The sequence below is a fragment of the Methylobacterium sp. CM6247 genome (assembly GCF_054817925.1).
On the sequence record NZ_JBTXKX010000003.1, the window covers coordinates 1,069,296 to 1,095,728 of the forward strand.

At 67.2% G+C, this 26,433-nt stretch carries 26 protein-coding genes; 12 read left to right on the forward strand and 14 right to left on the reverse strand.

Annotation, left to right across the window (positions count from 1 at the left end; genetic code table 11):
* Positions 1-62: 62 nt before the first annotated feature.
* The 3 genes from grpE to ACYQOP_RS05885 form a co-directional block, all read right to left on the reverse strand.
* Positions 63-656 carry a nucleotide exchange factor GrpE gene (gene grpE / locus ACYQOP_RS05875; protein WP_461221665.1) on the reverse strand — a complete coding sequence of 198 codons (594 nt, stop codon included), beginning with the start codon at positions 654-656 and terminating at the stop codon, positions 63-65.
* Entirely contained in the window at positions 653-790 is a 138-nt protein-coding gene (locus ACYQOP_RS05880; RefSeq protein WP_156467748.1) for a hypothetical protein, read from the reverse strand. The genes grpE and ACYQOP_RS05880 overlap by 4 nt, the downstream gene beginning before the upstream one ends.
* Before the next feature lie 111 nt (positions 791-901).
* On the reverse strand, positions 902-3,691 hold the full coding sequence (locus ACYQOP_RS05885) for a [protein-PII] uridylyltransferase (protein ID WP_056426917.1): 2,790 nt from the start codon (positions 3,689-3,691) through the stop codon (positions 902-904).
* Positions 3,692-3,873: 182 nt separating this feature from the next.
* Between ACYQOP_RS05885 and ACYQOP_RS05890 the strand changes: the two genes are divergently transcribed.
* The 4 genes from ACYQOP_RS05890 (at position 3,874) to ACYQOP_RS05905 (ending at position 7,156) form a co-directional block, all read left to right on the forward strand.
* Positions 3,874-4,848: an aliphatic sulfonate ABC transporter substrate-binding protein gene (locus tag ACYQOP_RS05890; RefSeq protein ID WP_461221667.1), complete on the forward strand. Its 975-nt coding sequence runs from the start codon at positions 3,874-3,876 to the stop codon at positions 4,846-4,848.
* Positions 4,849-5,004: 156 nt separating this feature from the next.
* Complete coding sequence (locus ACYQOP_RS05895) at positions 5,005-5,745, forward strand: ABC transporter permease (protein ID WP_461225204.1); 741 nt, start codon at positions 5,005-5,007, stop codon at positions 5,743-5,745.
* A gap of 36 nt (positions 5,746-5,781) precedes the next feature.
* The gene (locus tag ACYQOP_RS05900) at positions 5,782-6,555 is read left to right on the forward strand and encodes an ABC transporter ATP-binding protein (RefSeq protein ID WP_461221668.1); all 774 of its coding nucleotides are present in this window, start codon (positions 5,782-5,784) and stop codon (positions 6,553-6,555) included.
* Positions 6,556-6,646: 91 nt separating this feature from the next.
* Positions 6,647-7,156 carry an OsmC family protein gene (locus ACYQOP_RS05905; protein WP_056426926.1) on the forward strand — a complete coding sequence of 170 codons (510 nt, stop codon included), beginning with the start codon at positions 6,647-6,649 and terminating at the stop codon, positions 7,154-7,156.
* Between the two features lie 77 nt (positions 7,157-7,233).
* Here the strand turns inward: ACYQOP_RS05905 and gshB are convergent, their stop codons facing one another.
* Both gshB and ACYQOP_RS05915 read right to left on the reverse strand, forming a co-directional pair.
* A complete protein-coding gene (gshB, locus tag ACYQOP_RS05910) occupies positions 7,234-8,181 on the reverse strand; it encodes a glutathione synthase (RefSeq protein ID WP_461221669.1) in 948 nt (315 codons plus the stop codon).
* A 219-nt stretch (positions 8,182-8,400) separates the two neighbouring features.
* On the reverse strand, positions 8,401-8,691 hold the full coding sequence (locus ACYQOP_RS05915; RefSeq protein WP_056426933.1) for a hypothetical protein: 291 nt from the start codon (positions 8,689-8,691) through the stop codon (positions 8,401-8,403).
* A gap of 602 nt (positions 8,692-9,293) precedes the next feature.
* Here ACYQOP_RS05915 and ACYQOP_RS05920 point away from each other — a divergent pair.
* Together ACYQOP_RS05920 and ACYQOP_RS05925 are read left to right on the forward strand one after the other, a co-directional pair.
* Positions 9,294-9,470, forward strand: a complete 177-nt coding sequence (locus tag ACYQOP_RS05920; RefSeq protein WP_311276602.1) for a hypothetical protein — start codon at positions 9,294-9,296, stop codon at positions 9,468-9,470.
* 72 nt (positions 9,471-9,542) lie between these two features.
* Complete coding sequence (locus tag ACYQOP_RS05925; RefSeq protein ID WP_461221672.1) at positions 9,543-10,349, forward strand: hypothetical protein; 807 nt, start codon at positions 9,543-9,545, stop codon at positions 10,347-10,349.
* A 38-nt stretch (positions 10,350-10,387) separates the two neighbouring features.
* Here ACYQOP_RS05925 and ACYQOP_RS05930 read toward each other — a convergent pair whose 3' ends face one another.
* Genes ACYQOP_RS05930 through ACYQOP_RS05940 form a run of 3 tightly spaced genes read right to left on the reverse strand, consistent with a single transcriptional unit; the run spans position 10,388 to position 13,936 of the window.
* Complete coding sequence (locus tag ACYQOP_RS05930) at positions 10,388-10,990, reverse strand: DUF1254 domain-containing protein (protein WP_056427089.1); 603 nt, start codon at positions 10,988-10,990, stop codon at positions 10,388-10,390.
* Entirely contained in the window at positions 10,987-11,670 is a 684-nt protein-coding gene (locus tag ACYQOP_RS05935; RefSeq protein ID WP_461221673.1) for a DUF1214 domain-containing protein, read from the reverse strand. Before ACYQOP_RS05935 ends, ACYQOP_RS05930 begins: the two co-directional genes overlap by 4 nt.
* 37 nt (positions 11,671-11,707) lie before the next feature.
* A complete protein-coding gene (locus ACYQOP_RS05940; RefSeq protein ID WP_461221674.1) occupies positions 11,708-13,936 on the reverse strand; it encodes a transglycosylase domain-containing protein in 2,229 nt (742 codons plus the stop codon).
* Between the two features lie 312 nt (positions 13,937-14,248).
* Between ACYQOP_RS05940 and ACYQOP_RS05945 the strand changes: the two genes are divergently transcribed.
* Complete coding sequence (locus ACYQOP_RS05945) at positions 14,249-14,770, forward strand: YcgN family cysteine cluster protein (RefSeq protein WP_461221675.1); 522 nt, start codon at positions 14,249-14,251, stop codon at positions 14,768-14,770.
* A 16-nt stretch (positions 14,771-14,786) separates the two neighbouring features.
* On the opposite strand, the gene ACYQOP_RS05950 is transcribed toward ACYQOP_RS05945, so the two are convergent.
* The 3 genes from ACYQOP_RS05950 to ACYQOP_RS05960 form a co-directional block, all read right to left on the reverse strand.
* Positions 14,787-15,563: a creatininase family protein gene (locus ACYQOP_RS05950; RefSeq protein ID WP_461221677.1), complete on the reverse strand. Its 777-nt coding sequence runs from the start codon at positions 15,561-15,563 to the stop codon at positions 14,787-14,789.
* Between the two features lie 88 nt (positions 15,564-15,651).
* Positions 15,652-16,089 (reverse strand): CsbD family protein, encoded by a 438-nt coding sequence (locus ACYQOP_RS05955; protein WP_461221678.1) that lies wholly within the window; start codon positions 16,087-16,089, stop codon positions 15,652-15,654.
* A 217-nt stretch (positions 16,090-16,306) separates the two neighbouring features.
* Positions 16,307-16,519 (reverse strand): CsbD family protein, encoded by a 213-nt coding sequence (locus ACYQOP_RS05960; protein WP_056251411.1) that lies wholly within the window; start codon positions 16,517-16,519, stop codon positions 16,307-16,309.
* A 329-nt stretch (positions 16,520-16,848) separates the two neighbouring features.
* Between ACYQOP_RS05960 and oxlT the strand changes: the two genes are divergently transcribed.
* From oxlT to ACYQOP_RS05980, 4 genes are all read left to right on the forward strand, one after another.
* Positions 16,849-18,156: an oxalate/formate MFS antiporter gene (gene oxlT / locus ACYQOP_RS05965; protein WP_461221679.1), complete on the forward strand. Its 1,308-nt coding sequence runs from the start codon at positions 16,849-16,851 to the stop codon at positions 18,154-18,156.
* A gap of 3 nt (positions 18,157-18,159) precedes the next feature.
* The gene (locus ACYQOP_RS05970) at positions 18,160-18,936 is read left to right on the forward strand and encodes a fumarylacetoacetate hydrolase family protein (RefSeq protein WP_461221680.1); all 777 of its coding nucleotides are present in this window, start codon (positions 18,160-18,162) and stop codon (positions 18,934-18,936) included.
* 48 nt (positions 18,937-18,984) lie between these two features.
* A complete protein-coding gene (locus tag ACYQOP_RS05975; RefSeq protein WP_056430895.1) occupies positions 18,985-19,995 on the forward strand; it encodes a ketopantoate reductase family protein in 1,011 nt (336 codons plus the stop codon).
* A 117-nt stretch (positions 19,996-20,112) separates the two neighbouring features.
* The gene (locus ACYQOP_RS05980; protein ID WP_461221681.1) at positions 20,113-21,648 is read left to right on the forward strand and encodes an acyl--CoA ligase; all 1,536 of its coding nucleotides are present in this window, start codon (positions 20,113-20,115) and stop codon (positions 21,646-21,648) included.
* A 169-nt stretch (positions 21,649-21,817) separates the two neighbouring features.
* Here the strand turns inward: ACYQOP_RS05980 and ACYQOP_RS05985 are convergent, their stop codons facing one another.
* Positions 21,818-22,966: a sensor histidine kinase gene (locus ACYQOP_RS05985; RefSeq protein ID WP_056430889.1), complete on the reverse strand. Its 1,149-nt coding sequence runs from the start codon at positions 22,964-22,966 to the stop codon at positions 21,818-21,820.
* 335 nt (positions 22,967-23,301) lie between these two features.
* On the opposite strand from ACYQOP_RS05985, the gene ACYQOP_RS05990 reads away from it, so the two are divergent.
* Complete coding sequence (locus tag ACYQOP_RS05990) at positions 23,302-23,610, forward strand: hypothetical protein (RefSeq protein WP_461221682.1); 309 nt, start codon at positions 23,302-23,304, stop codon at positions 23,608-23,610.
* Here the strand turns inward: ACYQOP_RS05990 and ACYQOP_RS05995 are convergent, their stop codons facing one another.
* Positions 23,611-25,500: a potassium transporter Kup gene (locus ACYQOP_RS05995; RefSeq protein WP_461221683.1), complete on the reverse strand. Its 1,890-nt coding sequence runs from the start codon at positions 25,498-25,500 to the stop codon at positions 23,611-23,613. It abuts the gene before it with no gap.
* 234 nt (positions 25,501-25,734) lie between these two features.
* On the reverse strand, positions 25,735-26,433 hold the full coding sequence (gene bioD / locus ACYQOP_RS06000) for a dethiobiotin synthase (protein WP_461221684.1): 699 nt from the start codon (positions 26,431-26,433) through the stop codon (positions 25,735-25,737).

Consider the following 26,433-nt stretch of genomic DNA (forward strand, 5'->3'; position numbering starts at 1 on the left):
AGCCTCGCCCGGGAGGTATCGTCCGGGACGAGGCTGCGGTCACTTGATGTTCGGCCGATGCGTCAGGCCGCGTCCGCCGGATTGGCGGCGGCCTTGGGACCCCCCTTGGCGACACCCACCAGGGCCGGTCGCAGGACTCGGTCGCCGATGATGTAGCCGGACTGCATCACCTGCACCACCGTGCCGTTCGGGACCTCGGCATTGGGAACTTCGAACATCGCCTGGTGGCGGTTCGGATCGAAGCGCTGGCCCTGCGGCTCGATGAGTTTCACGCCGTGGCGCTCCAGGGTCTTGGCAAGATCGCGCTCGGTCAATTCGATCCCGTCGATCAGCGCCTTGAACGGCCCCTCGGCGGCCGAGGCTGCCTCAGCCGGCACGCTCTCCAACGCACGACGGATGTTGTCGGCCGCGTTCAGCATGTCGCGCGCGAAATTCGTCACGGCGTAGGTCCGCGCATCGGCCACCTCGCGCTCGGTGCGCCGGCGCAAGTTCTCCATCTCGGCCAGAGTACGCAGGACGCGATCCTTCAACTCGTCGCGCTCGGCGATCAGGCCCGCCAAAGCCTCGGCGTTGTCGTCCGCACGCGCATCGGTCTTCGCCTCGGCTTCCGCCGCGTCGGCGCGCTGCCCATCATGCTCCATGTCGTTCGCCATCATCGCTCTTCGTCGATCGCAGGTTGCTCGTCCCGCACCGGTCGCCGGTCATAGTCGCCGGCGACCCACAGCACGCGGTCGATCGGAATGGGGTCGGGCCACGACGCCGAGACCCGCTCGACGGGGGTCGGCATCATGTTCCGGGATCGGAGGTGATATCAGACGCGCAGAGGATGAAATCAAGCCGAGCGCCGCCCTGGTGCCGTCTCCCGCCTCAGCCCCCTGCGTGATTCATGCCCGCAGGGGGCTCAGGCTTCCCGCGGAGGCGGCGACTCCACCAGTGCTTCCAACCCCTCCGCCCTCAGGGCAGCGACATCGCTGGCGAACACCTCCATGACCGCGTTGCGGATCGCTGCCTGCCGGTCGGGCTGGATCACCCGGGTGCCGGTGAGATCGGTGACGTAGAAAACGTCGACCGCCCGCTCGCCGAAGGTCGCCACATGGGCGGAGGTGATGTTGAGGCTGAGGCGCCCGAGGGCGGTCGTCAACTCGTAGAGCAGGCCCGGCCGGTCGAGGCCGGTGACCTCGACGACGGTCTCCCGGCTCGACAGGGCGTTGTCGATCGCCATGTCGGGGGGGATCAGGAACGTGTTGGAGCGGTTGCTCGGCGGATGCCGGTCGGCCACGAGATCGGCGATGCGGATCTCGCCCCTCAGCGCGCGCTCGATCGCCGTGGTGATGCGCTTGGCGCGGCGCAACTCGTCGTCGTCGCGCTCGAAGGCGCGGGAGATGAAGATCGAATCGAGGGCGAAGCCGTCTGTCGTGGTGAAGATCTGCGCGTCGACGATGTTGCCGCCCAGCGCCGCGCAGGCTCCGGTGACGATGGCGAGGAGACGCGGATGGTCGGGCGAATAGACCGTGATCTCGGTCACGCCCCGCGTCGGGTCGGTCTCGTAGACGGTGGCGACGGTGCGGCCGTCCTCCATGACGCCGCGCACGAACCCCGCATTCTTGAACTGCCGGACGGCGTCGACCTTCAGCCAATAGGCCTGGTTGTGCCGGGCGGCATAGGTATCGAAGAAGGTCGGATCCCAATCCGCCAGCTGTTCGCGCAAGCCCATCTGGATGAGGCGGACCCGGTCGGTCCGGGCGATCTCGGAATGACCGCCCGACAGGAGCACCTCGGTCTCGTCGTAGAGGGTACGCAGCAGCGTCCCCTTCCAGGCGGTCCACACGCCCGGCCCCACCGCCTTGATGTCGGCGACGGTGAGGATCATCAGGAGTTTCAGCCGCTCCATGGTCTGAACCACGGAGGCGAATTTCTGGATCGTCTTCGGGTCGGAGAGATCGCGGCTCTGGGCCGTCATCGACATCAGCAGGTGGTGCTCGACCAGCCAGGCCACGATCTCGGTCTCGGCCTGGGTGAGGCCGAAGCGCGGGCCTATCTTTTCGGCGATGGCCGCGCCGGCGATGGAATGGTCTTCCGGTCGCCCCTTGGCGATGTCGTGCAGCAGCACCGCGACGTAGAGGGCGCGGCGGTGGCTGATCGTGTCGATGAGCCGCGTGGCGATGGGGTGGTCCTCGGAGACCGTGCCGGAATCGATGGCCGCCAGCACGCCGATCGAGCGCAGCAGGTGCTCGTCCACGGTGTAGTGGTGGTACATGTTGAACTGCATCAGCGCGACGATGCGGCCGAAATCCGGGATGAACCGGCCGAGCACGCCGGCCTCGTTCATGAGCCGCAGGATCGTCTCCGGCGAGTTCTTCGACGTCAGCACGTCGAGGAACAGGGCGTTGGCCTCCGTATCGGAGCGCAGCGAATGACCGATGAGCCGAAGCGAACGGGTGGCGACCCGGGTCGCATCCGGGTGGATCGGCAGGTTGTGGCGATCGGCGAGCCAGAACAGGCGGATCAGGTTCACCGGATCGCGCGAGAAGGCGTCGGCGGTGCGCAGGTTGATCCGACCATGATCGTCGATGAAATCCTCCGCCTCGATGGCGGTGGCGCGGAAACGATCACGGAAACGGCCGATCCAGCGGTCGAGGACCGGTGTGCGCTTGGCATGCCGCGCCTCGAGGGCGGCGCAGACGATGGCGGTGAGATCACCCACTTCCTTGGCGATCAAAAAATAGGCCTTCATGAAGCGCTCGACGCCCGACAGGCCGCCGCGCGGCTCGTAGCCGAAGCGTTCGGCGATCCGCGGCTGCAGGCCGAACGAGAGCCGCTCCTCGGACCGTCCGGTGACGAAATGCATGTGGCAGCGAACGCGCCAGAGCAGTTCCTCGCAGCGCTCGAACACCCGGTACTCCTCCGGCGTGAACAGGCCGGCGGGGACGAGTTCGCTCTGATCGCGGACGCGGTAGGTGTATTTCGCGATCCAGAACAAGGTGTTGAGGTCGCGCAAGCCCCCCTTCCCGTCCTTGACGTTGGGCTCGACGAGGTAGCGGGAGGCTCCCGATTTCGAGACGCGGGTATCGCGCTCGCGCAGCTTGGCTTCGACGAATTCCGGTGCCGTCCACATGACGAGCTCGGTGTCGAACCGCGTGACCAGCTCCTCGTACAGCGCCCGCGCGCCGAAGAGGTAGCGCGCCTCGAGGAGGGAGGTCCGGATCGTCATGTCGGCCCGCCCCTCGCGCAGGCACTCCTCCACCGAGCGCGTGGCGTGACCGACCTTCAGCTTGAGGTCCCACAACACGTAGAGCATCGCCTCGACGACGCTCTCGGACCAGGCGGTCTGCTTGTAGGGAAGCAGGAACAGGAGATCGATGTCCGATCCCGGCGCCATCGTGCCACGGCCGTAGCCGCCGGTGGCCACCACCGCGAGCTGCTCGCCGGTGGAGGGATTGTCATTGGGGTAGAGCCGCCACACCACCGCATCGTGGATCGTGCGGATCACCGCATCGGTGAGGTTGCTGATGCGCTGGGCGCAGGCGGTGCCGTTGCGCTCCTCCATCAGCCGGGCTTCGGCATCGGCATGCCCGAGCTCGATGATGCGGCGGAGCTGCGGCACGAGAAGCGCGCGCAGCTGCGTCGCCTCGCGCACGTCGCGGTCGAGAGTGGTGAGGACCGTCTTGAGGGCGTCGGCGGCGTCGAACATGCGCAAACCCGTTATCATGTTCCCGGTCGGACACCAGAGACAACGCTAGGCAGAGGCGTAGATGTGATGGGCACTCGGCATGATGTCGTTCTACGTGCCGGAAAATTTGTTTGACGAAACGAACGGTCCTGGCTACCTCGGAAACCCCGCGCCGCTGCCGGGACCATGGAGACCATTGACCGATGACACTGTCTCGTCGCGCCATCCTGAGTGTCATCTGCGGCTCTGCGTCGCTTCTGCTGATGCCGCGTCACGGCGAGGCGGCGGAGGTCAAGGAGATCCGCCTCGATTGGGCAACCTACAACCCGGTGAGCCTGATCCTCAAGGACAAGGGTTTCCTGGAAGAGGCCCTGAAGGACAAGGGCATCAAGGTGCGATGGACCCAGTCGCTGGGCTCCAACAAGGCGCTGGAATTCCTTAATGGCGGCGCCATCGATTTCGGGTCCTCGGCGGGGGCCGCGGCTCTGCTCGCCCGGATCAACGGCAACCCGATCAAGGCGGTCTACGTCTTCTCGCGTCCGGAATGGACCGCACTGGTGACCCGCAAGGACAGCGGCATCACCAAGCCCGCCGACCTCAGGGGCAAGCGCATCGCGGTGACCCGCGGCACCGACCCGCATATTTTCCTCATCCGCGCGCTTCAGGGCGCCGGGCTGACCGAGAAGGACGCCAAGCTCGTCCTGCTTCAGCATGCCGACGGGCGCACCGCCCTCGACCGGGGCGACGTCGATGCCTGGGCCGGCCTCGACCCGATGATGGCGGCCTCCGAGATCGAGAACGACGACGTGCTGTTCCACCGCGATGCCGCCGCCAATACCTGGGGCGTGCTCGACGTGCGCGAGGATTTCGCCGCCGCGAACCCGGACCTCGTCCGCACCGTCATCGCCGCCTACGAGACCGCGCGCGACTACGCGATCAAAAATCCGGACGCCCTGAAGAGCGCCCTCGTCACGGTGACGAAACTGCCGGAGACGGTGATCGCCCGCCAGATCGAGCGGACCGACCTCACCCGGCCCGCCATCGGCAAGGCTCAAGCGGAGTCGATCACCGCCGCCGGCATCGCCTTGCAGCAGGCCGGAGTGATCCCCGCCGGCACCGACGTGAAGGCGGCGGTGGACGGGCTGATCGATCCGCAATTCGCACCCGCCGCCCGCTGATCCGTGAACGAGTCCGCTGCGACCGGGCGCGCTGTGATCGAGCCTGCTGCGACCGCCCCAGTGGTGTCGGCCGCGCACGACGCGGCTGACGGGACGGCGTCGCCCAAGCCACGGGGGGACACTTTCTGGCACCAGGGCGGCCGCCTCGCGCTCGGCCTGATCCTGCCCCTGGCCCTGGTTATCGGGTGGGAGTTCGCCGTCCGCACCGGCCTCGCCCAGGGGCGGTTGATGCCTCCGCCGAGCCGGATCGCGGCGACCCTCCACGACCTTGCCGCCTCGGGCGACCTGTGGATGCACGTCCAGGCGACGCTGGTGCGCGTCGCCCTCGGCTTCGCCTTCGGCGCCCTGGCCGGCATCGCGGCGGGCGCCTTGACCGGGGCGCTTCCCACAGTCCGCCATATCCTAGACCCGACGCTCCAGGCACTGCGTGCCGTGCCGTCCCTCGCCTGGGTGCCGCTCTTCATCCTCTGGCTCGGCATCCTCGAGACGCCGAAAGTGGCGCTCATCGCCGTGGGGGTGTTCTTCCCGGTCTATATCGGGGTGGCGGGAGCCATCGCCTCCGTCGACCGCAAGCTCATCGAGGTCGGACGCATCTTCCGGCTGTCGAAGCTGCAGCTCGCCCGGCGTATCCTGCTTCCCGCCGTCCTGCCCGCGACCCTGACCGCCCTGCGCACCGGCCTCGGCCTCGGCTTCCTGTTCGTGGTCGCCGCCGAGCTGATGGGAGCCTCCGAAGGACTCGGCTACCTCCTCATCGACGGTCAACAATTCAGCAAGGCGGACCAGATCCTGGCCGCGATCATCGCCTTCGCCATCCTCGGCAAGCTGGCCGATGCCGTCCTCGTCGCCGTGACCCGGCCTCTTACGCGCTGGCAGGACACGGCGCGGGAGACGTTGTAGGTCCCCTCACCGGATCGAAGAAGGCTGGCGCCCGCGATGCTCACCCTCGATAGCCTGTCCAAGACCTATTCCGACGGTACGCGGGCGCTGGAGCGCATCGATCTCTCCGTGCCCCAGGGCGAGATCGTCGCGCTCATCGGCGGGTCGGGCTGCGGCAAGACCACCTTGCTGCGGCTCGTCGCGGGGCTCGACCGGGCGAGCGAGGGCCGCATCGTCCTCGACGGCGAGCGAATCGCGGAGCCGCATCCGGGCGTCGGGCTCGTTTTCCAGGAACCGCGCCTGCTGCCCTGGCTCGATGTCGCCGACAATGTCGGCTTCGGCCTCGGCCACCTGCCCCGGGCGGAGCGCAAGGCACGCGTCACCCATGCTCTGGACATGGTGGGTCTCGCCGAACATGCGGGCCGCTGGCCGCGGGAACTCTCGGGCGGGCAGCAGCAGCGTGTCTCGATCGCCCGTGCCTTCGTGGCGAACCCGCGCGTGCTCCTCCTCGACGAGCCGTTCTCGGCGCTGGACGCCTTCACCCGCAAGGACCTGCACGGCCATCTCCTCGCCCTCTGGCAGGAGACGAAGCCGACGATCCTCATCGTCACCCACGATGTCGGGGAGGCGGTGGCGCTGGCCGACCGGGCGGTGGTGATGCGCCCCAAGCCCGGCCGGCTCGACGATGCGATTCCCCTGGCGCTGGCCCGGCCGCGCGATCCGGCCTCGCCGCATAGCGAGGCCGCCACCCGCCGCATCCTCGCTGCCCTGGACCGCTCGCTGAAGCCGGCTCAAGCGGCGGCGCCTACCGAGGCGGCGCAATGGTGGTGAGCCCTTCCCTGGCGTCCGGGCGCATCCCAGGTTAGACGCCGAGGCAAAGACCAAGACGACAATCGCACCAAGACGATCGAGGAAACACCCGATGGACGCCACCACCCTGCGCTCGCTCCAGGCCCCTCTCAAGGACCAGTACCGCAATACGCCGGAATCGGCCGTCATCACCCTGAAGGCCAAGGGCACCCTCGACGACACCTCCATCGCCTGTAAGGTCGAGACTGGGCGGGCGCTTGCGGTCGCCGGCCTTCACCCGGCCACCGGCGGGTCCGGCCTCGAACTCTGCTCGGGCGACATGCTGCTCGAGGCGCTTGTCGCCTGCGCCGGGGTGACGATCAAAGCGGTGGCGACCGCCCTCGAGATCGATCTGCGCGCCGGCACGGTGAGCGCCGAGGGCGACCTCGACTTCCGTGGCACGCTGGGTGTCGACAAGGAAGCGCCGGTGGGCTTTCGCGCGATCCGCCTGAACTTCGCCCTCGACACCGATGCGCCGCAGGAGAAGCTCGACCAGCTCCTCAAGCTGACGGAGCGCTATTGCGTGGTCTTCCAGACCCTGAACCACAAGCCCGAACTCGCGGTCCACGCGTCGAAAGGCTGATTGGCGAAGGCGTCCCAGTTGGCGCCTTCAGCCCTCTCGCCGGAAAAGGGGAGCGTGCCCGACGCTGAAAGATGTGCTCAGGCTGCCGCGATTCGCGCTTCGATCGCATCCCAGACCGAGACCGCCAGATCCGGTCCTCCGAGCCGCTTGATGGCGCGTATGCCCGTGGGAGAGGTGACGTTGATCTCGGTGAGGTTGCCGTCGATCACGTCGATGCCGACGAGGATGAGGCCGCGCCGGCGGAGCTCCGGACCGATCGTGGCGCAGATTTCCCGCTCGCGCTCGGTGAGGTCGGAGGCCGCCGCCGCCCCGCCGCGCACCATGTTGGAGCGGATGTCGTTGAGCGCCGGGACACGGTTGATCGCGCCCATTGGCTCGCCGTCCACCAGGATGATGCGCTTGTCGCCCTCGGTGATCTTGGGAAGGAAGCGCTGGACCACCCAGGGCTCGCGGAACGTCACCGAGAAGAGGTCGAACATCGAACCGAAATTGGCGTCCTCCGGCAACACCCGGAACACCGCCGCGCCGCCATGTCCGTGCAGGGGCTTCATGACGATGGCGCCGTGCTCGGCCCGGAATGCCTCGATCTCCGCCTTGTCGCGGGTGATCAGGGTCGGCGGCATGAGCTGAGGGAAATCGAGGACGAACAACTTCTCGGGCGCGTTGCGCACCTCGGCCGGGTTGTTCACCACCAGGGTCCGAGGATGGATCCGTTCCAGCATATGGGTCGCGGTGATGTAGGCCATGTCGAAGGGCGGATCCTGGCGCATCAGCACCACGTCGACATCGGCCAAGTCGACACGCTCCACGGCACCGAGGGTCGCGTGAGCGCCCTCCACATCCTGGACCCGGAGGGGCTCGACCCGCGCGGTCACCACCTGCCCCTGCATGGAGAGGCGGTCCGGCGTGTAGAACAGAAGGTCGTGGCCTCGCGCCTGCGCTTCGAGGAGCAGGGCGAAGGTGGTGTCACCGGCGATCCTGATCGCCTGGATCGGGTCCATCTGAACGGCGACGGTCAGAGCCATGGCGCACGAGCCTCATTCACGTTCGAGCATCGGCGAAGGCTCGGGGAGCCGCCCGTCCCCAGTCTTCGTCGGACGCAGCAGGCCTAGTCGACGGCCCGGCTCGCGTCGACAGACTTCTTACCGGGACGCGTCGCCGAGGGGTGACTTTCCCCTGTCGGCGAGACTTGTCTCCGTGGTCCCGCCTCAGCGGGACCTATCCTCTCAGTGGGACCTATCCTCTCAGCGGGACTTGCCGCCGGTGCGACGGTCGTAGTCGCCGATGGCGTTGCGGCATTCGGGAGAGAGACGAGGGCGATTGCGCTCCATGCACTTCTCGGCCTCGTTGCTGTTGGGATCGACGCCGGCACAGAGGCGGAAGTAGTCGTTGGCGCAGCCGAGCTGCAGGCCCTGGTCTTCACGCTGGGCCTGGGCTGGGCCGGCCGCAAGGAGAAGGAGCGCGAAGGGAGCGGCTTTCAGAGCCACGGACAGGCCCTTCGAGAGGCTGGAGGATCGTGTGGTCGCCACGCGCATTCTGCGTTGTCCTTCGCTCGGATCGGATTGAGGCGGCATATCTGCCGCTGCCATGGGTTAGCAAGCGCGCGGGATGCCGTCCTTGTTCCGGCCAAGGCTCATCGGACACGGAGGCGGACGGTGAGCGTGTCGTGCCGGTCACACTTTTTGCTCGATGCACCGCGAGACGGGTCATGAAAATGGCCCCGCTCACAGGTGGAGCGGGGCCGAGTACAAGGGAGGAAACGCCCGCCATGGGCAGCGAAGAGCGAAGCAAGGAGCAAGCCAGGGCTCGTTTCCGACACCTATTCGGAAGGCCCCGTCGCTGCGGCGAAATTGCCACGCGACTGCGTTCCCCAGGGCAGCCGTCCCGCGCCACCCTTCGAATTGAAGGAGTGCAGAAACCTTTCGTTAACTACCCCGTGATGATCTCCGCTCTGCATCACGATGGATTGAGAGTTCGACGGGGCCAGGCCCCGACGGGATTCGAGTGGACGCTTCCGACAGGTTCGGGTGGTGCGGATCGAGGATCGATGGGATCGCCAGCGATGACGCCTGACCGCAAGTCCCAGAAAGCCGACCTACATACCGGAGAGCCTTCGGGCGACCTGGGGGATCGTTCGATGACGCGCCCGACCGCGAGCGTCGTGCCGTTCCGCCAGAGCGCCGTCCGCCGCTTCCGCAGGGAAGACGAAAGCGCAGACGGCATGGCGGGAGAGATCCTGCTGTTCACCGGCGTCCGCTACGAGCGCATGCCCGACCCGGCATTGCCCGCCCCCCGCCAGCGCCGACGCTCCTGACGCCCCACGCCTCTTGAGACCCCGCCTCCGGTCACCACGAGCCGAGCAGCACCGTCACTCCGAGGAAGCGCGATGCCGGCGTCCCATTCCGTCAGCTCCACCCGACGCCCGGTCCGAACCGCAACCGCCGCCGCGCTTCTGCTGTTGGGAGGCTGCGCCCAGAAGGGTGATTTCGGCCGTCCGGCCCCGAGCGCGTGGAACAGCCTCGTGGCATCCACCGGCACCGTGGCCGCGCATTACCGCAACGAGCCGGCCTCGTATTTCCCGCTCACGGATGACGAGCGCACCCTGCGTGACCGGGCCTGGCGCTTCCTGATGCCGGCAGCCGAGAACGAGGCCTTCACCGACGCCCTGGCCAATCTCACCCGCACCCGCGTGCTGCCGCCGAGTTGGCGTAACGACGACGACGCCAGCTATCACGCGGCTCTGGTCGCGGAGCCTTTCCGCTCGCCCGTTTCGCGCTATCGTCGCCTGTCGGACGACATCACGGCGGACGGGCGCCTGATCCCACTCTTCGTGGCTACGGCCGCGCGGGTGGCGAATGCCGATACCCTGCGCCTGCGCAGCCTGCCCTTCGTGAAGACCCTGGACGACGAGAGCATTCGGCAGGCCGCCATGCGGGTCGCCGAGAACCGCTGCCTCGTGGCCTGGGTCCGGCTGGAGACGGGGGTTCGCGCGGAACGTTACCGCTACGCCCTGCAGCACCTCCTCGTGGAGGTCCCCTCGGCCGAAGCCGTCTCGGTCGAGCGCAGCCTCGCCGGCCTCGACGGACGCCGGGTGATGCTCGACCCGCTGCTTCCGGCGGAGGCCGAGGCGCGCTGCGGATTGGTGGCGGCCCCGGAGGCCGAGGCCGCCCGACCCATCGTCGCGAAGTACTAAATCAGGGCTGCCCGTCCGGAGAGGATGGGGGCCGGCCCTCAGCCCCCGGATTTCGCAGCGTCCTCGGTCGGGCTGTCGATGGTGCAGGAAACGGCCTGGACCGCCTCGTTCGCCGCCTGCCGCTGGCTCGGAAGGGCCGCGACCACGCGCACCACCACGAAGCCCTCCCGCTCGGTGGCGACGATCCGCACGTCGCGGCTCACATCGTTCTCGTCCTCGTTGGCCAAGGCTTCGTCGTATTGAGCGCGGGTGAGGATCACGAGGTCGAGGGCGCCGCGCACCGCCGCCTGATCGGTGACGGCGTAGAAGGCCCCCCGCCGGCCATGAACGGCCAGGGACAGCATCAGCGCGCCGGTCCGTGCCGAGACACGCATCGGACCCTCGGCGAGGTTGTAGGCGCAGATCCCCACGGCGACGGAGGGATCGGGAATGGGCAGCCACGCCTCGGCTGGAGCCGGGTTGATGCCGGTGGCCAGAGTGTAGACCGGCATCGCGTGATCGAGCGTCTCGCTGGTGCGTGCCTTCGTCAGCGCGTCGGATTCCGACAGGCTCGGGATCGCCAGCACGACGACGATATGCACCAGCCCGGCCAGGACGAGGCCGGCGAGGGTCGCGAGAAGGAAACGGCCGGTCGGGTTCATTCCGCGCATTCCGTGCGGGAGATCGTGGGAACCGCGGATCGCTCCACCGTGCCGGCGCTGGCCGCCACCGGCGTATCGTAGAGGCGGAGCGCCAGCCGCACCGGGCCGGCAGCGCGCGGCATGGGCAGCCAGTTGCCGGGCTGGACGTCCGGGGCGAGGACGATGGAAAAGCGCCCGTCCACGTCGCGCAGCACCTCTGTGGAGGTGAAGCCTTCGCGCATCACAGGCCGGTCGGGGTCACGCTTGCCGCGCCCGGCGACAGTGATGGTCCAGGCCCGCGCAGGAGGCGTCGCGCCGGCGATCCGGTAGGTGCAGGTGGCATTGAGGGTGCGGCCCTCGTCGTCCTGGGAGGCGGTCAGAAGCAGGCCTTCCCCCACCGCCAGGGGAATCTCACCGCGCCGGGCATTCACCGCGCGGGCATACGGATCGGCGCCGAGCGAGCCCGTGCGCGGCCAAGCGATCCAGCTCCCCACCGAAACGCCGCCGAACGGATAGCCGCCCCGCGTGGCATAATCCGCCGTCGCCAACCCCAAGCCCGCGCCGAGGGCGAGCGTATAGAAGACGAGCCCGACGCGGGACGTCCGGCGCAGGACGGCCCGAAAGGCGCGGCTTCCCCGGCCGGCGACGCCCGCGATGCCCGGCATCGCGCCGGATCGGGCAGGGTGATCTGTGGTGCTCATGCGGCGGCTGACATCCTGGGGCCGTTGGACACCGTCGCTACGGAATGCCAATGCGGCCGCCGACCGGGCGGGCGCCATCGGCGACGGCGCCCGTGGTCTCCCCAGCGGCGGCGCGGGCGCCGGCGGGCGTCCCCGCCTCCACGGTGCGGAACAGTCCGTTCATGCTGCCGATGACCTCGAACGAGCGCCGCGAGAGCTTGCCGGCCGCACTGGCGGCGGCGTTGGGTGGTGAGGACGACCCGGCCTGCGCCACCGGCCGCGTGTTCTCCTTGAGGCCCGGCATCGCCTTCAACTCGATTCCCTGGTGAGCCGTTTCCATCACGTCGTGCCAGGCCATGGCGGGCAGCGAGCCACCGGTCATCTTGTTGGTGGAGGTGGAATCGTCGTTTCCGAACCAGACGGCGCCCACGTAATTGCCGGTATAGGCCACGAACCAGGCATCCTTGTAGGCGTTGGTCGTCCCGGATTTACCCGCGACCTTGATGCCGTCGAGCTGCGCGCGACGGCCGGTCCCCTCCTCCACCACCTTGTTCAACATGAAGTTCATGTCGGCCACCACCTGGGGGGAAAGGATCTGCTCGGGCTTCTCGTCGGCATGGCGGTAGATCACCTCGCCGGAGGAGTTCTTCACCTCCATGGCCGCATAGGGCTTGGCCTTGCGGCCGCCATTGGCGAACACCGCATAGGCTGCCGCCTGATCGATGACGTTCACCTCCGCCGAGCCGATGGGAAGCGAGACGGAATCGGTGAGCGGGGTGGTGATGCCCATGCGATGGGCCATGTCGATGATCTTGGCGCGTCCGGCCTTGGCAGCGGGGAAGTCGCCCTTGATGCCGATGGCCTTGCCGAGTGCGACCGAGATCTGGATCGGGATCGTGTTGATGGATTTCGCCACCGCCACGGTGAGGTTGGTGGCGCCGGAGAACGAGCGGCCGTAATTCTGCGGGCACCAATTGCCGAGGCAGATCGGCCGGTCCACGACTCGGGTGTCCGGCCGGTAGAGGCCGGCGGCGAGACCCGCCGCATAGACGTAGGGTTTGAACGACGAGCCCGGCTGGCGCAGGGAATCGGTGGCCCGGTTGAACTGGCTCTCGCCGTAATCGGCCCCGCCGACCATGGCGCGCAGCGCCCCGTCCGGATCGAGAATGACCATGGCGGCCTCGTCCACGTCGTACTGGTCGCCGTACTGACGCAGGATGTTCTCCACCGCTTGGTCGGCACGTTTCTGGATACCGATGTCGAGGGGCGTCTTCACGATCAGCACGCGGTCGCCGCGCAGCTTGCCGGCATCCGCCATTCCCTTGATCTCGCCGAAGGCCCAATCGAGGTAGTAATCGGCGGTGATGTCGCGGGTGCGGGTCACCGGCGTCGCCGGGTTGCGCAATGCCGTCTGAATCTGGCCTTCGGTGACGAAGCCGGCTTCCACCATGTTGTGGAGCACGTCCACCGCGCGGGCGCGGGCCGCCGGCAGGTTGACGTGCGGCGCGTATTTCGTCGGCGCCTTGAACAGGCCGGCCAGCATCGCGGCCTCGGCGAGGCTCACGTCCTTCAGGGGCTTGCCGAAATAATAATCGGCCGCCGCCACCGCGCCGAAGGTGCCGCCGCCCATATAGGCGCGGTCGAGATAGAGCTTGAGGATGTCGTTCTTGCTGAGATGGCTCTCCAGCCAGAGCGCCAGGAACGCCTCGTTCACCTTGCGCTCCAGGGAGCGCTCATTGGTGAGGAACAGGTTCTTGGCGAGCTGCTGGGTGATGGAGGAGCCGCCCTGCGTGTTGCCGCCGCCGCGCGAGTTCGACACGAGGGCGCGCGCCGTGCCGATCGGGTCGATCCCCCAATGCTCGTAGAAGCGCCGGTCCTCGGTGGAGACCAGCGCCTTGATCATGCTGTCGGGAAAGTCGTCGAGCTTCAGCGAATCGTCGTGCTTGATCCCGCGCCGCCCCACCTCGACGCCGTAGCGGTCGAGGAAGGTGACGGCGAGATCCTGCTGCTTCAGCCAGTTCTCGCTGGTGAGGTTGAAGGCGGGTTGCGCGAGGGCCAGCATCAGAACGGCGCCACCGGTCCCGAGCGTCACCGCTTCGCTGGTGAGATCGAGGGCGACACGCTTCCAGCCGCGCACCGAGAAGATCTGCATGCGTTCCTGGAAACGCTCGTAGGTCTCGGCGGTGGAGCGGCCGCTGTCGTACAGGCTCGCATTCACCCAGGCATCGAAGCCGAGGGCGGCGTGTTTCAGGCGCGTCAGAAGCGAGGTGGCTTTGGGCAGGCGCACGACGTGATCTCTGTCCCTCAACGCACGGCCGGCACCGCTCACCGATGCCGCAGGTCAAGCACTACCAAGCTCCGCGCGTCTTCGCGAGGCCCGGCAATCCACACCACCCGCCCTTCGGCAGGGGAAGAACGCGGACGGCCCGCACCATAATGCGTCGGAAAGCGAAAACGTCGCGACGTCGGCGAGAATAACCCTTCGTCAACCTTGATCCGGGAATGGGGCGCGGAGGTGGCGCGGCTTGCCGATCAGGCCCACATGCGTCAAGGAGCCTGCGCGCTCCGCCCTCCGTTTCGAACCCCGAAGGTGCTCCCGATGAGGGACCGCACATCCCCCCTCCTTGCCCCGGACCCAATGGCGCCCGAGCGATCGAAGCCGTTCTGGCGGGAGAAGACCCTCGACGAAATGTCGTCGTCCGAGTGGGAAAGCCTGTGCGACGGCTGCGGCCGGTGCTGCCTGCTGAAGCTCGAGGATGACGATACCGGCGAGGTCTACCATACCGATGTCGGCTGCACCCTACTCGACGGGCTCGCCTGCAACTGTCGCGATTACGTCAACCGCCAGAGACGGGTGCTCGATTGCGTCCGCCTGACGCCGGAGGCGGTCCGCACCATCCCGTGGCTGCCACCGACCTGCGCCTATCGCCTCGTGCGCGACGGCCAGGATCTCTATCCGTGGCATCCCCTCGTCTCAGGCCGTCAGGCCAGCGTCCACGAAGCCGGCATCTCGGTGCGCGGCCGGATCTCGGGCAACGAAGAGGAGTTCACCACCGACGAACTCCTCGACCAGATCGTCACCTGGCCCGGCCGCACCCCGGAGACCGAGGACGAGGATTAGGCGCCGCGAAGGCGCCTCACGGATCGAGACGGAAGCGATCCACGTCGCGCAGGAGATCGAGGAAGGCTCGCGCACCATGATCGAGGGCCGCGAGGCCGGCTTCGCGCGTGCCGAGAGTCGCGTTGCCGATGGCACCCGAAGGATGAAGGTCCTGCGACTTCCAGGCGAAGGCGGCTGGGCGGCCGGCGCGCAGGTGAGTGAAGTCGCGCTCCATCGCGACTGAGCGAGGCTCGAAATCGGCTATGGCCTGCCGACGCACCGCATCGGGTTTCAGCGCCAGCATCAGCGCCGTCTCGACGGCGCCGGCATGGATGCCATGTCTGATTTCGTCTTCGGGAAAGAGGCCCGGCGGGTAGCCGAACCGGCTCCAGGCCGTGGTGACGGCGAGCATGCCGAGACCGCGCAGGTCGCTCGCCACGAGGTCGATGAGGCCACTATTGCCACCATGGGAGGTGACGATGACGAGCTTGCCGCATCCGGCGCGATGAAGGCTGCGGCCGATCTCGCCCCAGGCCCGCAGGGCCGTCTCGGCCGTGAGGGTCAGCGTGCCGGGAAACGCATCGTGCTCGTCCGATTTGCCGACGCTCTGGACCGGCAGGACCAGGATGTCGAGGTCGCTCGCATCGAGTTCGGCCAGCTTGGCGAGATAGCCTTCGGCGATGGTGACATCGGTGGATAATGGCAGATGCGGGCCATGCTGCTCCACTGCCGCCACGGGAAGGATGGCGATGGAGCGGCCCATGGCGGATTCGATCTCGCCAGTCGTGAGATCGAACCAGTTCCGCACCGCCATGGTCGTCGTGTCCCTCGCGACCCCGCGCCGCCAGGGTGGTCTTCTAGGCCGAATAGGCCCTCACAAGAAGGGTGTCCGGAGCTCGGACTCAGCGCGAGGGGCGCAACAGCCATCCGAGCCCGAAGGCTGCCGCCGCCACGAGAGCGAGCGTGACGGCCTTGTTCTCGTCCGCCCGAGCCGCCACCGCCCGGCCGTGCCGCACAGCTTCACCCCGGTAGTGACGGCCGCGGCGCTGAGCTTCGTCGGCGAGCGCATACCCACGGTCGGCGATCGCTTGGCGACGCTGCTCGGCTTCGTCGGCCAGGGCATGGGCGCGGGAGCTCGCCTCGCCGATGAAGCGTTCGCCATCGCGGCGCAGGTCGTTCACGGTGTCGCGTGCTTCGCCATACGCGTATTGCGCTGCGCCGGCGGCCTGATCGTATGCGCCTTCGACCTGCTGGCGCGCGCGGCCCGTCACAGCGCCGATGGCCGTCTTGCCGCGACCCTGCAGATTGCGGACGCGACCGTCGAAATGATCTCTGTTCATGGACACATCTCCATTCGCGAGCCGATGGAAGGGCGTGGGCCCGATCCATCCTGCCGTCGCACCGATCCGGGCGTTGGCCCTGATTCGGGCTCCCGGTCCAGGCTCTCGGAATCGTTGTTCGGGCTTTGATTCTGTCTCAGCCGGACGTCGCATGGACGTCGATCTACGGTGAGGGGAGAGATACTCCCCTCACCGGACTGGCCATCGGGCCGGATCGTCAGATCTTCTTGACGGCGTCGGCGGCGCTCTGAGCCGCGCCCTTGATTCCGTCCTTGGCGTCGCCCACGGTCTTCTGGGCCTCACCCTTCAGTTCCTGTGCTTTGCCTTCGGCCTGCAGCTTCTCGTTGCCCGTGGCCGAGCCGACACCCTGCTTGATGTTGCCGACGGCTTCGTTGGCGAGACCCTTGATCTTGTCGGTGGTGCTGCTCATCGAAATGATCCTCATGATCGCTCGGGGAGGCCGGGACGCGGCATGCGCCGGGCACCGCGAAGTCGAAAGCCGAACGATAACAATTGCTGAAATGTTCCGATTCGAGGCCGTGGAATTGTACGATTCCCGACTGATCCGGATGAGGAACTCCGCAGCTGAGCACTGACGTGAAGTTAAAGGCCTCCGCAGCAAGAGTTTGAATTTTTTATACGCGTGATCCAAATTTTTTGTTTCGGCTTGCGACGCCATTGCCAGCAAAGTTTCTTGAATTCAAAATATTCCCGGCTAGAACTCGGCAAACAACAGACGAGACACCGAGGAAGACGGTCATGACCGTTCGCGCCGCCATCCCACGTTCGGGCGGGACCACCCATCCGACCCTGGGCACGGCGTCCGCACCGCCTTTCGGGCGCTGGGGTCAGCTGGTGATCGGCGTGATCTGCATGGTGATGATCGCCAACCTGCAATACGGCTGGACGTTCTTCGTGCCGGACATCCAGAAGAAGTTCGGCTTCGACCGGGCGGCGATCCAGTGGGCCTTCACCCTGTTCGTGCTGTTCGAGACCTGGCTGGTCCCGATCGAGGGCTGGTTCGTGGACAAGTACGGCCCGCGCGTGGTCGTGCTGTTCGGCGGCGCGCTCTGCGGCATCGGCTGGGTCATCAACTCCTACGCCGCCTCGCTCAACATGTTCTATCTCGGCCAGGTCGTCGCCGGCATCGGCGCCGGCGCCGTCTACGGCACCTGCGTCGGCTCGGCCCTGAAGTGGTTCCCCGACAAGCGGGGCCTGGCCGCCGGCATCATCGCCGCCGGCTTCGGCGCCGGCTCGGCGCTGACCGTCGCCCCGATCCAGTGGATGATCGCCGACCACGGCTTCCAGGCCGCCTTCTTCAACTTCGGCATCGGCCAGGGCCTCGTCGTCTGCGCGCTCGCCTTCTTCTTCACCTCGCCCAAGAAGGGCCAGGTGCCGGAGGTCGTGGCCAACGCCAACATCATCCAGACCCGGCGCAACTACACCCCCGGCGAAGTCGCCCGCCAGCCGATCTTCTGGCTCATGTACTTCATGTTCGTCATCGTCGGCGCCGGCGGCCTGATGATCACCGCCAACCTCAAGCCCATCGCCTCCGATATCGGCGTCGACAAGGTGCCCGTCACCATCATGGGCATCACCATGGTGGCCATCACCTTCGCGGCCACCATCGACCGCGTGCTCAACGGCCTGACCCGCCCGTTCTTCGGATGGGTCTCCGACAAGATCGGCCGCGAGAACACCATGTTCATCGCCTTCGCCATGGAAGGCTTCGGCATCTACATGCTCTACCTCTGGGGCCACGACCCGCTGTGGTTCGTCCTGCTCTCCGGCTTCGTGTTCTTCGCCTGGGGCGAGATCTACTCCCTCTTCCCCTCCACCTGCACCGACACGTTCGGCACCAAGTTCGCCGCCACCAATGCCGGCCTGCTCTATACCGCCAAGGGCACCGCCGCCCTCCTGGTCCCGGTCGCCAACTACCTCCAGCAGGCCACCAACAGCTGGGACGGCGTCTTCCTCGTCGCCGCAGGCGCCAACATCCTCGCATCCCTCCTCGCCATCGTGCTGCTGAAGCCCTGGCGTGCCCGTATCGTTGCCCGGAGCATCTGAACCATGGCCCGCTGGATCGGATATCGTCACGACGGACGCGCCGGTTTCGGCCGCCTCGACGGAGAGCAAGTCACTGTCCACGAGGGCGACCTGTTCGACGCGCCCCGGGCCACGGGAGAGGTCCTGCCTCTCGCCGAGGTGGTCCTCGACCTGCCCTGCCGGCCGAGCAAGGTCATCGCCCTGTGGAACAACTTCTCCGCCATGGCCGAGAAACAGGGGCTGACCCCTCCGGTCGCTCCGCTGTTCCTGCTGAAGCCGGCCAACACCTATCGCCCGAGCGGCGCCGAGATCGCGGTGCCGGATTGCGCCGGTCGTATCCTGTTCGAGGGCGAGCTCGGCATCGTCATCGGCAAGGTCGCGGGGCGGAGCGCGCGCGACCTCACACCGGACGAGGCGGCCGACCACATCTTCGGTTATACCTGCGTGAACGACGTGACCGCGCTGGAGATCCTGAAGGCCGATCCGAGCTTCGCCCAATGGACGCGCTCCAAGGGACTGGACGGGTTCGGTCCCTTCGGCCCGGCCATCGCCACCGATCTCGACCCCGAGGCGCTCTCGGTGAAGGTGCGGGTGAACGGGCGCGAGCGCCAGACCTATCCCCTCTCGGACATGATCTTCCGCCCACACGAGATCGTCGCCATGATCTCGCGGGGCATGACGCTGGAGCCCGGCGACGTCATCGCCTGCGGCACCTCCAACGGTTCCGGCCCGATCCTGAAAGGCGCCACGGTCGAGGTGGAGATCGAGGGGATCGGAATCCTGTCGAACCGCTTCTCCTGAGCCGCACAGACCAGACCGACACGACATCCGGACAATGAGGATACCAGCATGAGCATCGCGATCGTCGGCGCAGGCGCCATCGGCGGATTTCTGGGGGTTCGCCTCGCGAATATCGGCGAGGACGTCACCTTCATCGCACGCGGGGCCAATCTCGATGCCATCCGCTCCAACGGCATGCGCCTGATCGAGGAGAACGGCTCCGAGATCCACGTGAAGAACCTCAAGGCCACCAAGTCCATGGAGGAGGCCGGCGTCCACGACGTGGTGCTCCTCACCGTGAAGGCGCATCAGGTCGGGCCGATCGCGGCCGATCTGCACCACCTCATCGGCCCCGATACCATCGTCGTGACCATGCAGAACGGCATCCCGTGGTGGTATTTTTCGGGTGGCCATGGCGGCGAACTCGCCGGGACGCATTTGGAAACCGCCGATCCGGGCCGGCTCATCGCCGAGTATCTCGACCCGAAGCATGTTATCGGGTCGGTGGTCTATCCGGCGGCCGTCCTCACCGAGCCCGGCGTGGTCCAGGTGATCGAGGGCCACCGTTTCGGTCTCGGCGAACTCGACGGCTCCATGAGCCCGCGGGTCCAGGCCCTGGCTCAGCTCCTGATCAAGGCGGGCTTCCGCGCGCCCGTCACCAGCGACATCCGCGCGGAGATCTGGCTCAAGCTCTGGGGCAATCTCAGCTTCAACCCGATCTCGGCGCTCTCGCACGCGACCCTGGTGGATATCTGCCAGTTCCCGGAGACGCGGGCGCTCGCCGCCGACATGATGCGCGAGGCGGAGACCATCGCGAACAAGCTCGGCATCACCTTCAAGCTCGGGATCGAGCGGCGCATCGCCGGGGCCGAGAAGGTCGGCGCGCACAAGACCTCGATGCTGCAGGACGTGGAGGCCGGGCGGCCGATCGAACTCGAAGCCCTTGTCGGCTCGATCATCGAACTCGGTCGTCTCACCGACACCCCGACCCCGCATATCGGCACCGTCTATGCCCTGATGCGGCTGCTGTCCCAGAGCCTCGAACGGGCGCAGGGGCGCCTGTCCATCGCGACGGCCTGACCACCGTTTCCCCGGCGGTCGCCCGCGACCGCCGATCCGCGTGAACATGTGCCGCTCCCCATGCGGCGGACCGCCTTCTCCTCCCCGAAGGCAACTGACGATGAGGACACAGCTACCATGGCCGAGACCGCAACCACCCTGCACGCGCTGATCCAGGCGGGCGCCGACGAGGCCACCGCCCTGTCGAGCCCCGGCGGCGTTCCCCTGACCTTCGGAGCCCTGCGGGCGCTCACGGAGAGCACCGTCGCTTCCCTCAACGCGCAGGGAATCGGCCGTGGCGATCGGGTCGCCATCGTGCTCGACAACGGCCCGGAAATGGCCGCCGCCTTCATCGCCATCGCGGCGGGCACCACCTCGGCGCCGCTGAACCCCGCCTACAAGGCCGACGAGTTCGAGTTCTACCTGACCGATCTCAACGCCAAGCTGCTGGTGGCGGCGGAAGGCTCGCAGAGCCCGGCCGTCGCGGTGGCCGAGAAGCTCGGCGTGCCGGTGGTGCGTCTCACCCCGACGCCGGAACAGGGCGCGGGCAGCTTCACTCTCGCCTTCCCCGCTGGAACCGTGACGCCGGCCGCCAATTCCGGCCTGGCCCATCCCGACGATATCGGCCTCGTGCTCCACACGTCGGGCACCACGTCGCGCCCGAAGATCGTCCCGCTGAAACAGTCGAACGTCTGCGCCTCGGCCCGCAACATCCGCACCACCCTCGCCTTCACGGACGAGGATCGCGGGCTCAACATCATGCCGCTGTTCCACATCCACGGCCTGATCGCCGGCATCCTGGCGCCGCTCTCGGCCGGAGGTCAGGTGTGCTGCACCCCGGGCTTCAACGCCCTGAAGTTCTTCGGCTGGATGAGTGAGGTCCGCCCGACCTGGTACACGGCGGTGCCGACGATGCACCAGGCGATCCTCGGTCGCGCGGCTCGCAACAAGGAAATCATCGCGGCCAACCCGCTGCGCTTCATCCGCTCCTCCTCCTCCTCGATGCCGCCGCAGGTGATGAAGGAGATCGAGGACGTGTTCGGCGCGCCGCTGCTGGAAGCCTACGGCATGACCGAGGCCGCCCACCAGATGGCCTCGAACCCGCTGCCGCCCCGGCCGCATTATGCCGGCTCCGTGGGCATCGCCGCCGGCCCCGAGATCGCCATCGTCGACGAGGATGGCGAGCCGCTGCCCGCCGGCGAGACCGGCGAGATCGTGATTCGCGGCGACAACGTGATGGCAGGCTACGAGAACAACGAGAAGGCCAATGCCGACGCCTTCACCAAGCAGGGCTGGTTCCGCACCGGCGACCAGGGCACCCTCTCGCCGGAGGGATATCTCTCGATCACCGGACGCCTGAAGGAGATCATCAATCGCGGCGGCGAGAAGATCTCCCCGCGCGAGGTGGACGAGATCCTGATGGACCACCCGGCCGTGTCGCAATGCATCACCTTCGCGATGCCGCACGACAAGCTCGGCGAGGACGTGGTCGCCGCCATCGTCCTACGCGAGGGCCATGACGTCCTGTCGGAGAAGGAGCTACGCGGCTTCGCCTCGGAGCGCCTCGCCCCGTTCAAGGTGCCGGCCAAGATCATCTTCCTCGAGGAGATCCCCAAGGGCGCCACCGGTAAGCTCCAGCGCATCGGCCTCGCCCAGAAGCTCGGACTGGTGTGAAGACGGGGGCCTTGCGGCCCGTACTCGGGAAAGACGTCCTCGGAAAACGGTCCGGGGACGTCATCCCGTTAGACGACTTGCCTTCAGACGACTTGCCTCCGATGGCCCGTCACGATCGATCGTGACGGGGCTTCCGTGGACAGGCGTCGTTCGCCGTCGCTCGCGTACCCTATGATGGTAGGACCATCCTGAGGGAGAAATGCGCGCCCTTCACATCGGGCGCCACGGTGAGCGGACCGCCGAGTTGGCGGCCGAGATTGTTGATGATGCGCATGCCGAGGCTCGCGCTCCGGGCCTGGGTCGGGTCGAACCCGTCCGGCAGACCGGCGCCATCGTCGGCGACGCCGATGACGAGGCCCCCCTCCTCATGCGGACGGGCGGTGACCCGGATTTCACCCTCTCCGTCGGGATAGGCGTATTTGATCGCGTTGGTGACGAGCTCGTTCACGAAGAGCCCGAGCGGAATCGCGAGATCGGCCGGAATGTCGAGACGGACCGCCTCGCAGCGAATGACGTTGCGCCGGGCGCTCTCCTGGAGCTTGCCGCAGAGCGCTTCCAGGAAGCCCGAGACGTCGATGGCGCCGAGGGTCGGCTGGCGCCAGAGCTGATCGTGAACCGCGGCCACGGCCTCGACGCGGGTGCGCGCATCGACCAGGGCTTCCTTCACCTTCTCGTCGTCCGAGCCGCGAGCCTGCAGGGCCAGGAACCCGGCGACCACCGCGAGGCTGTTCTTGACCCGGTGGCTCATCTCGCGGGACAGGAGGTCCTGCCGTTCCAGGGCCGCCTTCAGCCGCGCCTCGCCGCGCTGACGCTCGATGGCGCCGCCGAGAAGATTGGCGAAGCCCTGCATGAAGGCGATGTCCGCCTCCTCGAACTTGCCCTCGCGGGTGTCGTCCACTTCGAGCACCCCATAATGCCCGTCGCGGTTGGCGATGAGCACGTTGATGGCCCGCTTGATGCCGTGATCGGCCATGATCTGCGGCGTGCGAAACCGGGTCTCCACCTGAAGGTGATTGGAGATGACCGGCTGGCCGGTCTTCAAGGCGTAACCCGCCGGGGATGCCAGATCGGCCCCTATGATGGCCTTGCCGACGACATCGTCCTTCCAGCCGACACCGGCGCAGATCAGCAGGCAATCCTGCTCTCTGGAATATTCCAGAGCCTTGCAGAACTCGGCCTTCATGCCTTCCGCGCAGAGCTCGACCGCGCGATGCAGCAAGGGCAACAGCTCGGTGGCACGCAGGGCCTCGACGCCGAAATCCGAGAGCAGGGCCTGCTGACGCAGACGCAAGGCCAGGGCGGGTGAGACATCGGTCATGGAAGATGGTCCTGCGACCGGCTGGATAGATGAGAAGAACGCCATCTGGTCTGTGCGGTGCCGTGAGGCAGGATGCAAGGGCGGCGGGGGTAACTCACGTGAGGGTGGCGTGGGGAGGACCGGATTGGCGGCAACGCTTCAGCAGCGGCCAGCGCAGGCGGAGGATATCGGAGGAGCAAAGCAAATTATATAATAAGTACTTATAAACAAACCTGTTTGAGCTTGAGCGCATGACTTGAGATTATTGCCTGAACAAGAAAATTTCGCTAACTGCCCCGAAAAACCGGCGTCGAAAGCACGGTGTTCAGCCGGCACAACCGATGGGAGGATGCGAGATGTTCGACGAGAAAGTTGCCCGTGCCGTCCTCGTGGCGATGGCACTCCTGGTCTCCGCCCCAGCGCAGGCTTTGTCGATGAACGACCCGCTGACGGAATGGACCAAAGGCACGGCCATGGACCGGATGCAGATCGCCTCACGTCTCGGCAAGTCGTTCAACAGCATCAGCGAAAGCTTCACCGCCGGGTACTTCCTGAAATGCATCGATGATGTCGCCGCCTACGGCAACGCCAAGGCGGCGAAGATCGAGGATGCCATGCGCGAATGCGTGGCGGCGCGGATGCCGCGTAGCCCCGACGCCGAATAGTCAGATCTCGATCTCGGTGCCCACTTCCACGAGTTGGCGGGTGGGGATGCAGAATTGCGCGCCGGTGGCCTCGGCGTTGCGCAGGAGGAAGGCGAAGATGGTCTCACGCCATGTCGCCATGCCGCGCTGGTCGCTCTTCGGGATGATGGTCTCGTGGCCGATGAAGATCGTCAGGTCGTCGAGGAACTCCTTCGGCAGGGTCCCGCATTCGACGGCGCATCGCAGCCCGTCGGGAATCGAGGCGTCCTCCATGAAGCCGTAATGCAGGACGAGGCGGAAGATATCCGGGGTGATCTCGGTCACCTCGGCGCGCTCGGTCCGCGGCACGCTCGGCGCCTCCTCGTAGAGCGCAGTGACGAGCAGGATGCGCTTGTGTAGGGCATGGCTACGCTCGACGAAGCGCGACAGGTGGAGCGGGATCCCGCTCGTGGCCGAGGACAGGAAGGCCGCGTTGCCCGGCAGGGTGATCGGCGGCTTGCGGCGCAGCTGCTCGATGAACTCCGCCTCGGGCTGCCGCAACGTCGCGCGGGCCTCCTCCACCAGGATGTTTCCCTTGCGCCAGGTCAGCATCAGGAAGGCGACGAAGCCGGCCAGCACCAGGGGAAACCAGCCGCCCTCGAACAGCTTCACGCTATTGGCACCGAGGAAGACGAGGTCGATGGCGAGGAAGAAGCCATTGACCGCGAAGACCGCGACGGGGTTGTAGCCCCATTTCAACGCCACCAGGGCGGCGAGCAGGGTGGTGATCGCCATGAGCGACGACACGGCGATGCCGTAGGCGCCGGCCAGCTTATCGGATGAGCCGAAGGTGAGGACGGCCGTGAGGGTCGCGGCCGCCATCAGCCAATTGATCACCGGGACGTAGATCTGCCCGCGCTCCTCGCGTGCCGTGTGGATCACCCGCATGGGCGGCAGGAATCCGAGCTGGATCGATTGCTGGGTGAGCGAGAACACGCCCGAGACGATGGCCTGCGAGGCGATGACGGTGGCCAGCGTCGCCAGCGCGATCAGCGGGTAATAGGCCCAGTCCGGGCTCAGGCGGTAGAACGGGTTCTCGATCGCGTCGGGCTCCACCAGCAGAAGCCCGCCCTGGCCGAAGTAATGGATGACGAGGGCCGGCAGGACGAGACCGAACCAGGCGATGCGGATGGGTCTGGCGCCGAAATGGCCGAGATCGGCATACATCGCCTCGCCGCCGGTGACGGCGAGGAAGGCCGCGCCCAGCATGGCGAAGCTGACATGCCAGCCCGCATGGACGAGGAAATCCACCGCGCGCCAGGGGTTGAGAGCGCCGAGGATCTGAGGCGCGTGCCAAATGCCGCCGAGGCCCAGCAACGCGAGGACGATGAACCACACCACCATCACCGGGCCGAAGATGCGGCCGATGAAGGCGACGCCCTTGCTCTGGACCAGGAACAGCCCGACCAGGATCGCGATCGTGATCGGCAGGACGAGATGATCCAGCCCGGGGGCCGCCACTTTGAGGCCTTCCACGGCGCTCAGCACCGAGATTGCCGGGGTGATCGCGCCGTCTCCGTAAAGCAGGGCCGCGCCGATGAGGCCGACGACGAGGAGCGCGGCCTGCCGCGTGCCCGGCTTTGCATGGCGGGCGCCGAGCAGCGCCAGCATGGCGACGATGCCGCCCTCCCCCCGGTTGTCGGCCCGCAGGATCAGCACCGCGTATTTCAGCGAGACGATGAGGATCAGCGCCCAGAAGATCAGCGATACCGCGCCGACGACCGCGATGGCGGCCGGTGGGCCGCCTCCGCTCGCCGCCCGCACGGCCTCCTTGAACGCGTAGAGGGGGCTCGTTCCGATATCGCCATAGACGATGCCGAGCGCTCCGAGGAGGAGGGGCAGGCTAGCGCGGGGCGCGGTGCGCGCGTCCATGGGCGCTCCATGAGCCGTTTCCTGGTGGGCCAATGGAGTACTCCTTGCACGGACAAGCCGAAGACGCTGGCATCCGCCGGATCGAACCCAAGGGTATTGAACCTAAGGGTAACGGACGGGCCGTCCATGGTGTATGGCCCCGCATCGCACAAGTGACGACATCGTGCGCGGTCCCTGGGCGAATCCCCGGTGGGACGAGACAGACTCACCATTTCCGGAACGCTGGCGCTGTGGTCAGGCGGTAAGGCTTAACGAGCCGGCCTGTACCAGCCGCGCCAGAGCCTCCGGGCACTCGCCGTCGCGGGCGATGCAGACGACCGGAACCGGCACATGGCGGGCGATGGCGTCGGCGACCGTCTCCGGCGACGTAGGAGCGCCGAGGCTTTCGCAGACGACGACGGCGAGCAGCCGCTGGCCGTGGCAGCGCAGGGTCTCCGCCGCCGTCAGCGCGTGGCTGATCGCCCCGAGATAGCTGCCGGAGACGAGGATCGTCGGCAGGGCCAGGGCCTTGAGCCAGTCGAGGCCCGTCGCCTCCGACGTCACCGGGCTCATCAGGCCGCCGACGCCTTCGATGACGATGATCGTCTCCGGGGCGCCCCCCTGGAGCCGGGCCTCGCACCAGCTCACGAGCTCGAAAAGGCTCAGGCTCCTCCCTTCGCGGGCGGCGGCGAGATCGGGGCTGAGCGGCGCGGCAAAACGCCAGGGCGAGCAGGCCTCCGCCGTCTCGGCCGTCAGCGGCATCCCCTGTGCGTCCAGCAGGATCGCCGTGTCGCTCTCACGAAATGCCGGATCGCAGAAGGGCGGGACACCGCTCGCCAGAGGCTTCAGGGTCGAAACGGCGCAGCCCTGCGCGCGCAGGGCGCGCGTCAGGGACGCGGTGACGTAGGTCTTGCCGATCTCGGTGCCGGCGCCGGCGACGAAGACGGCGCGCAC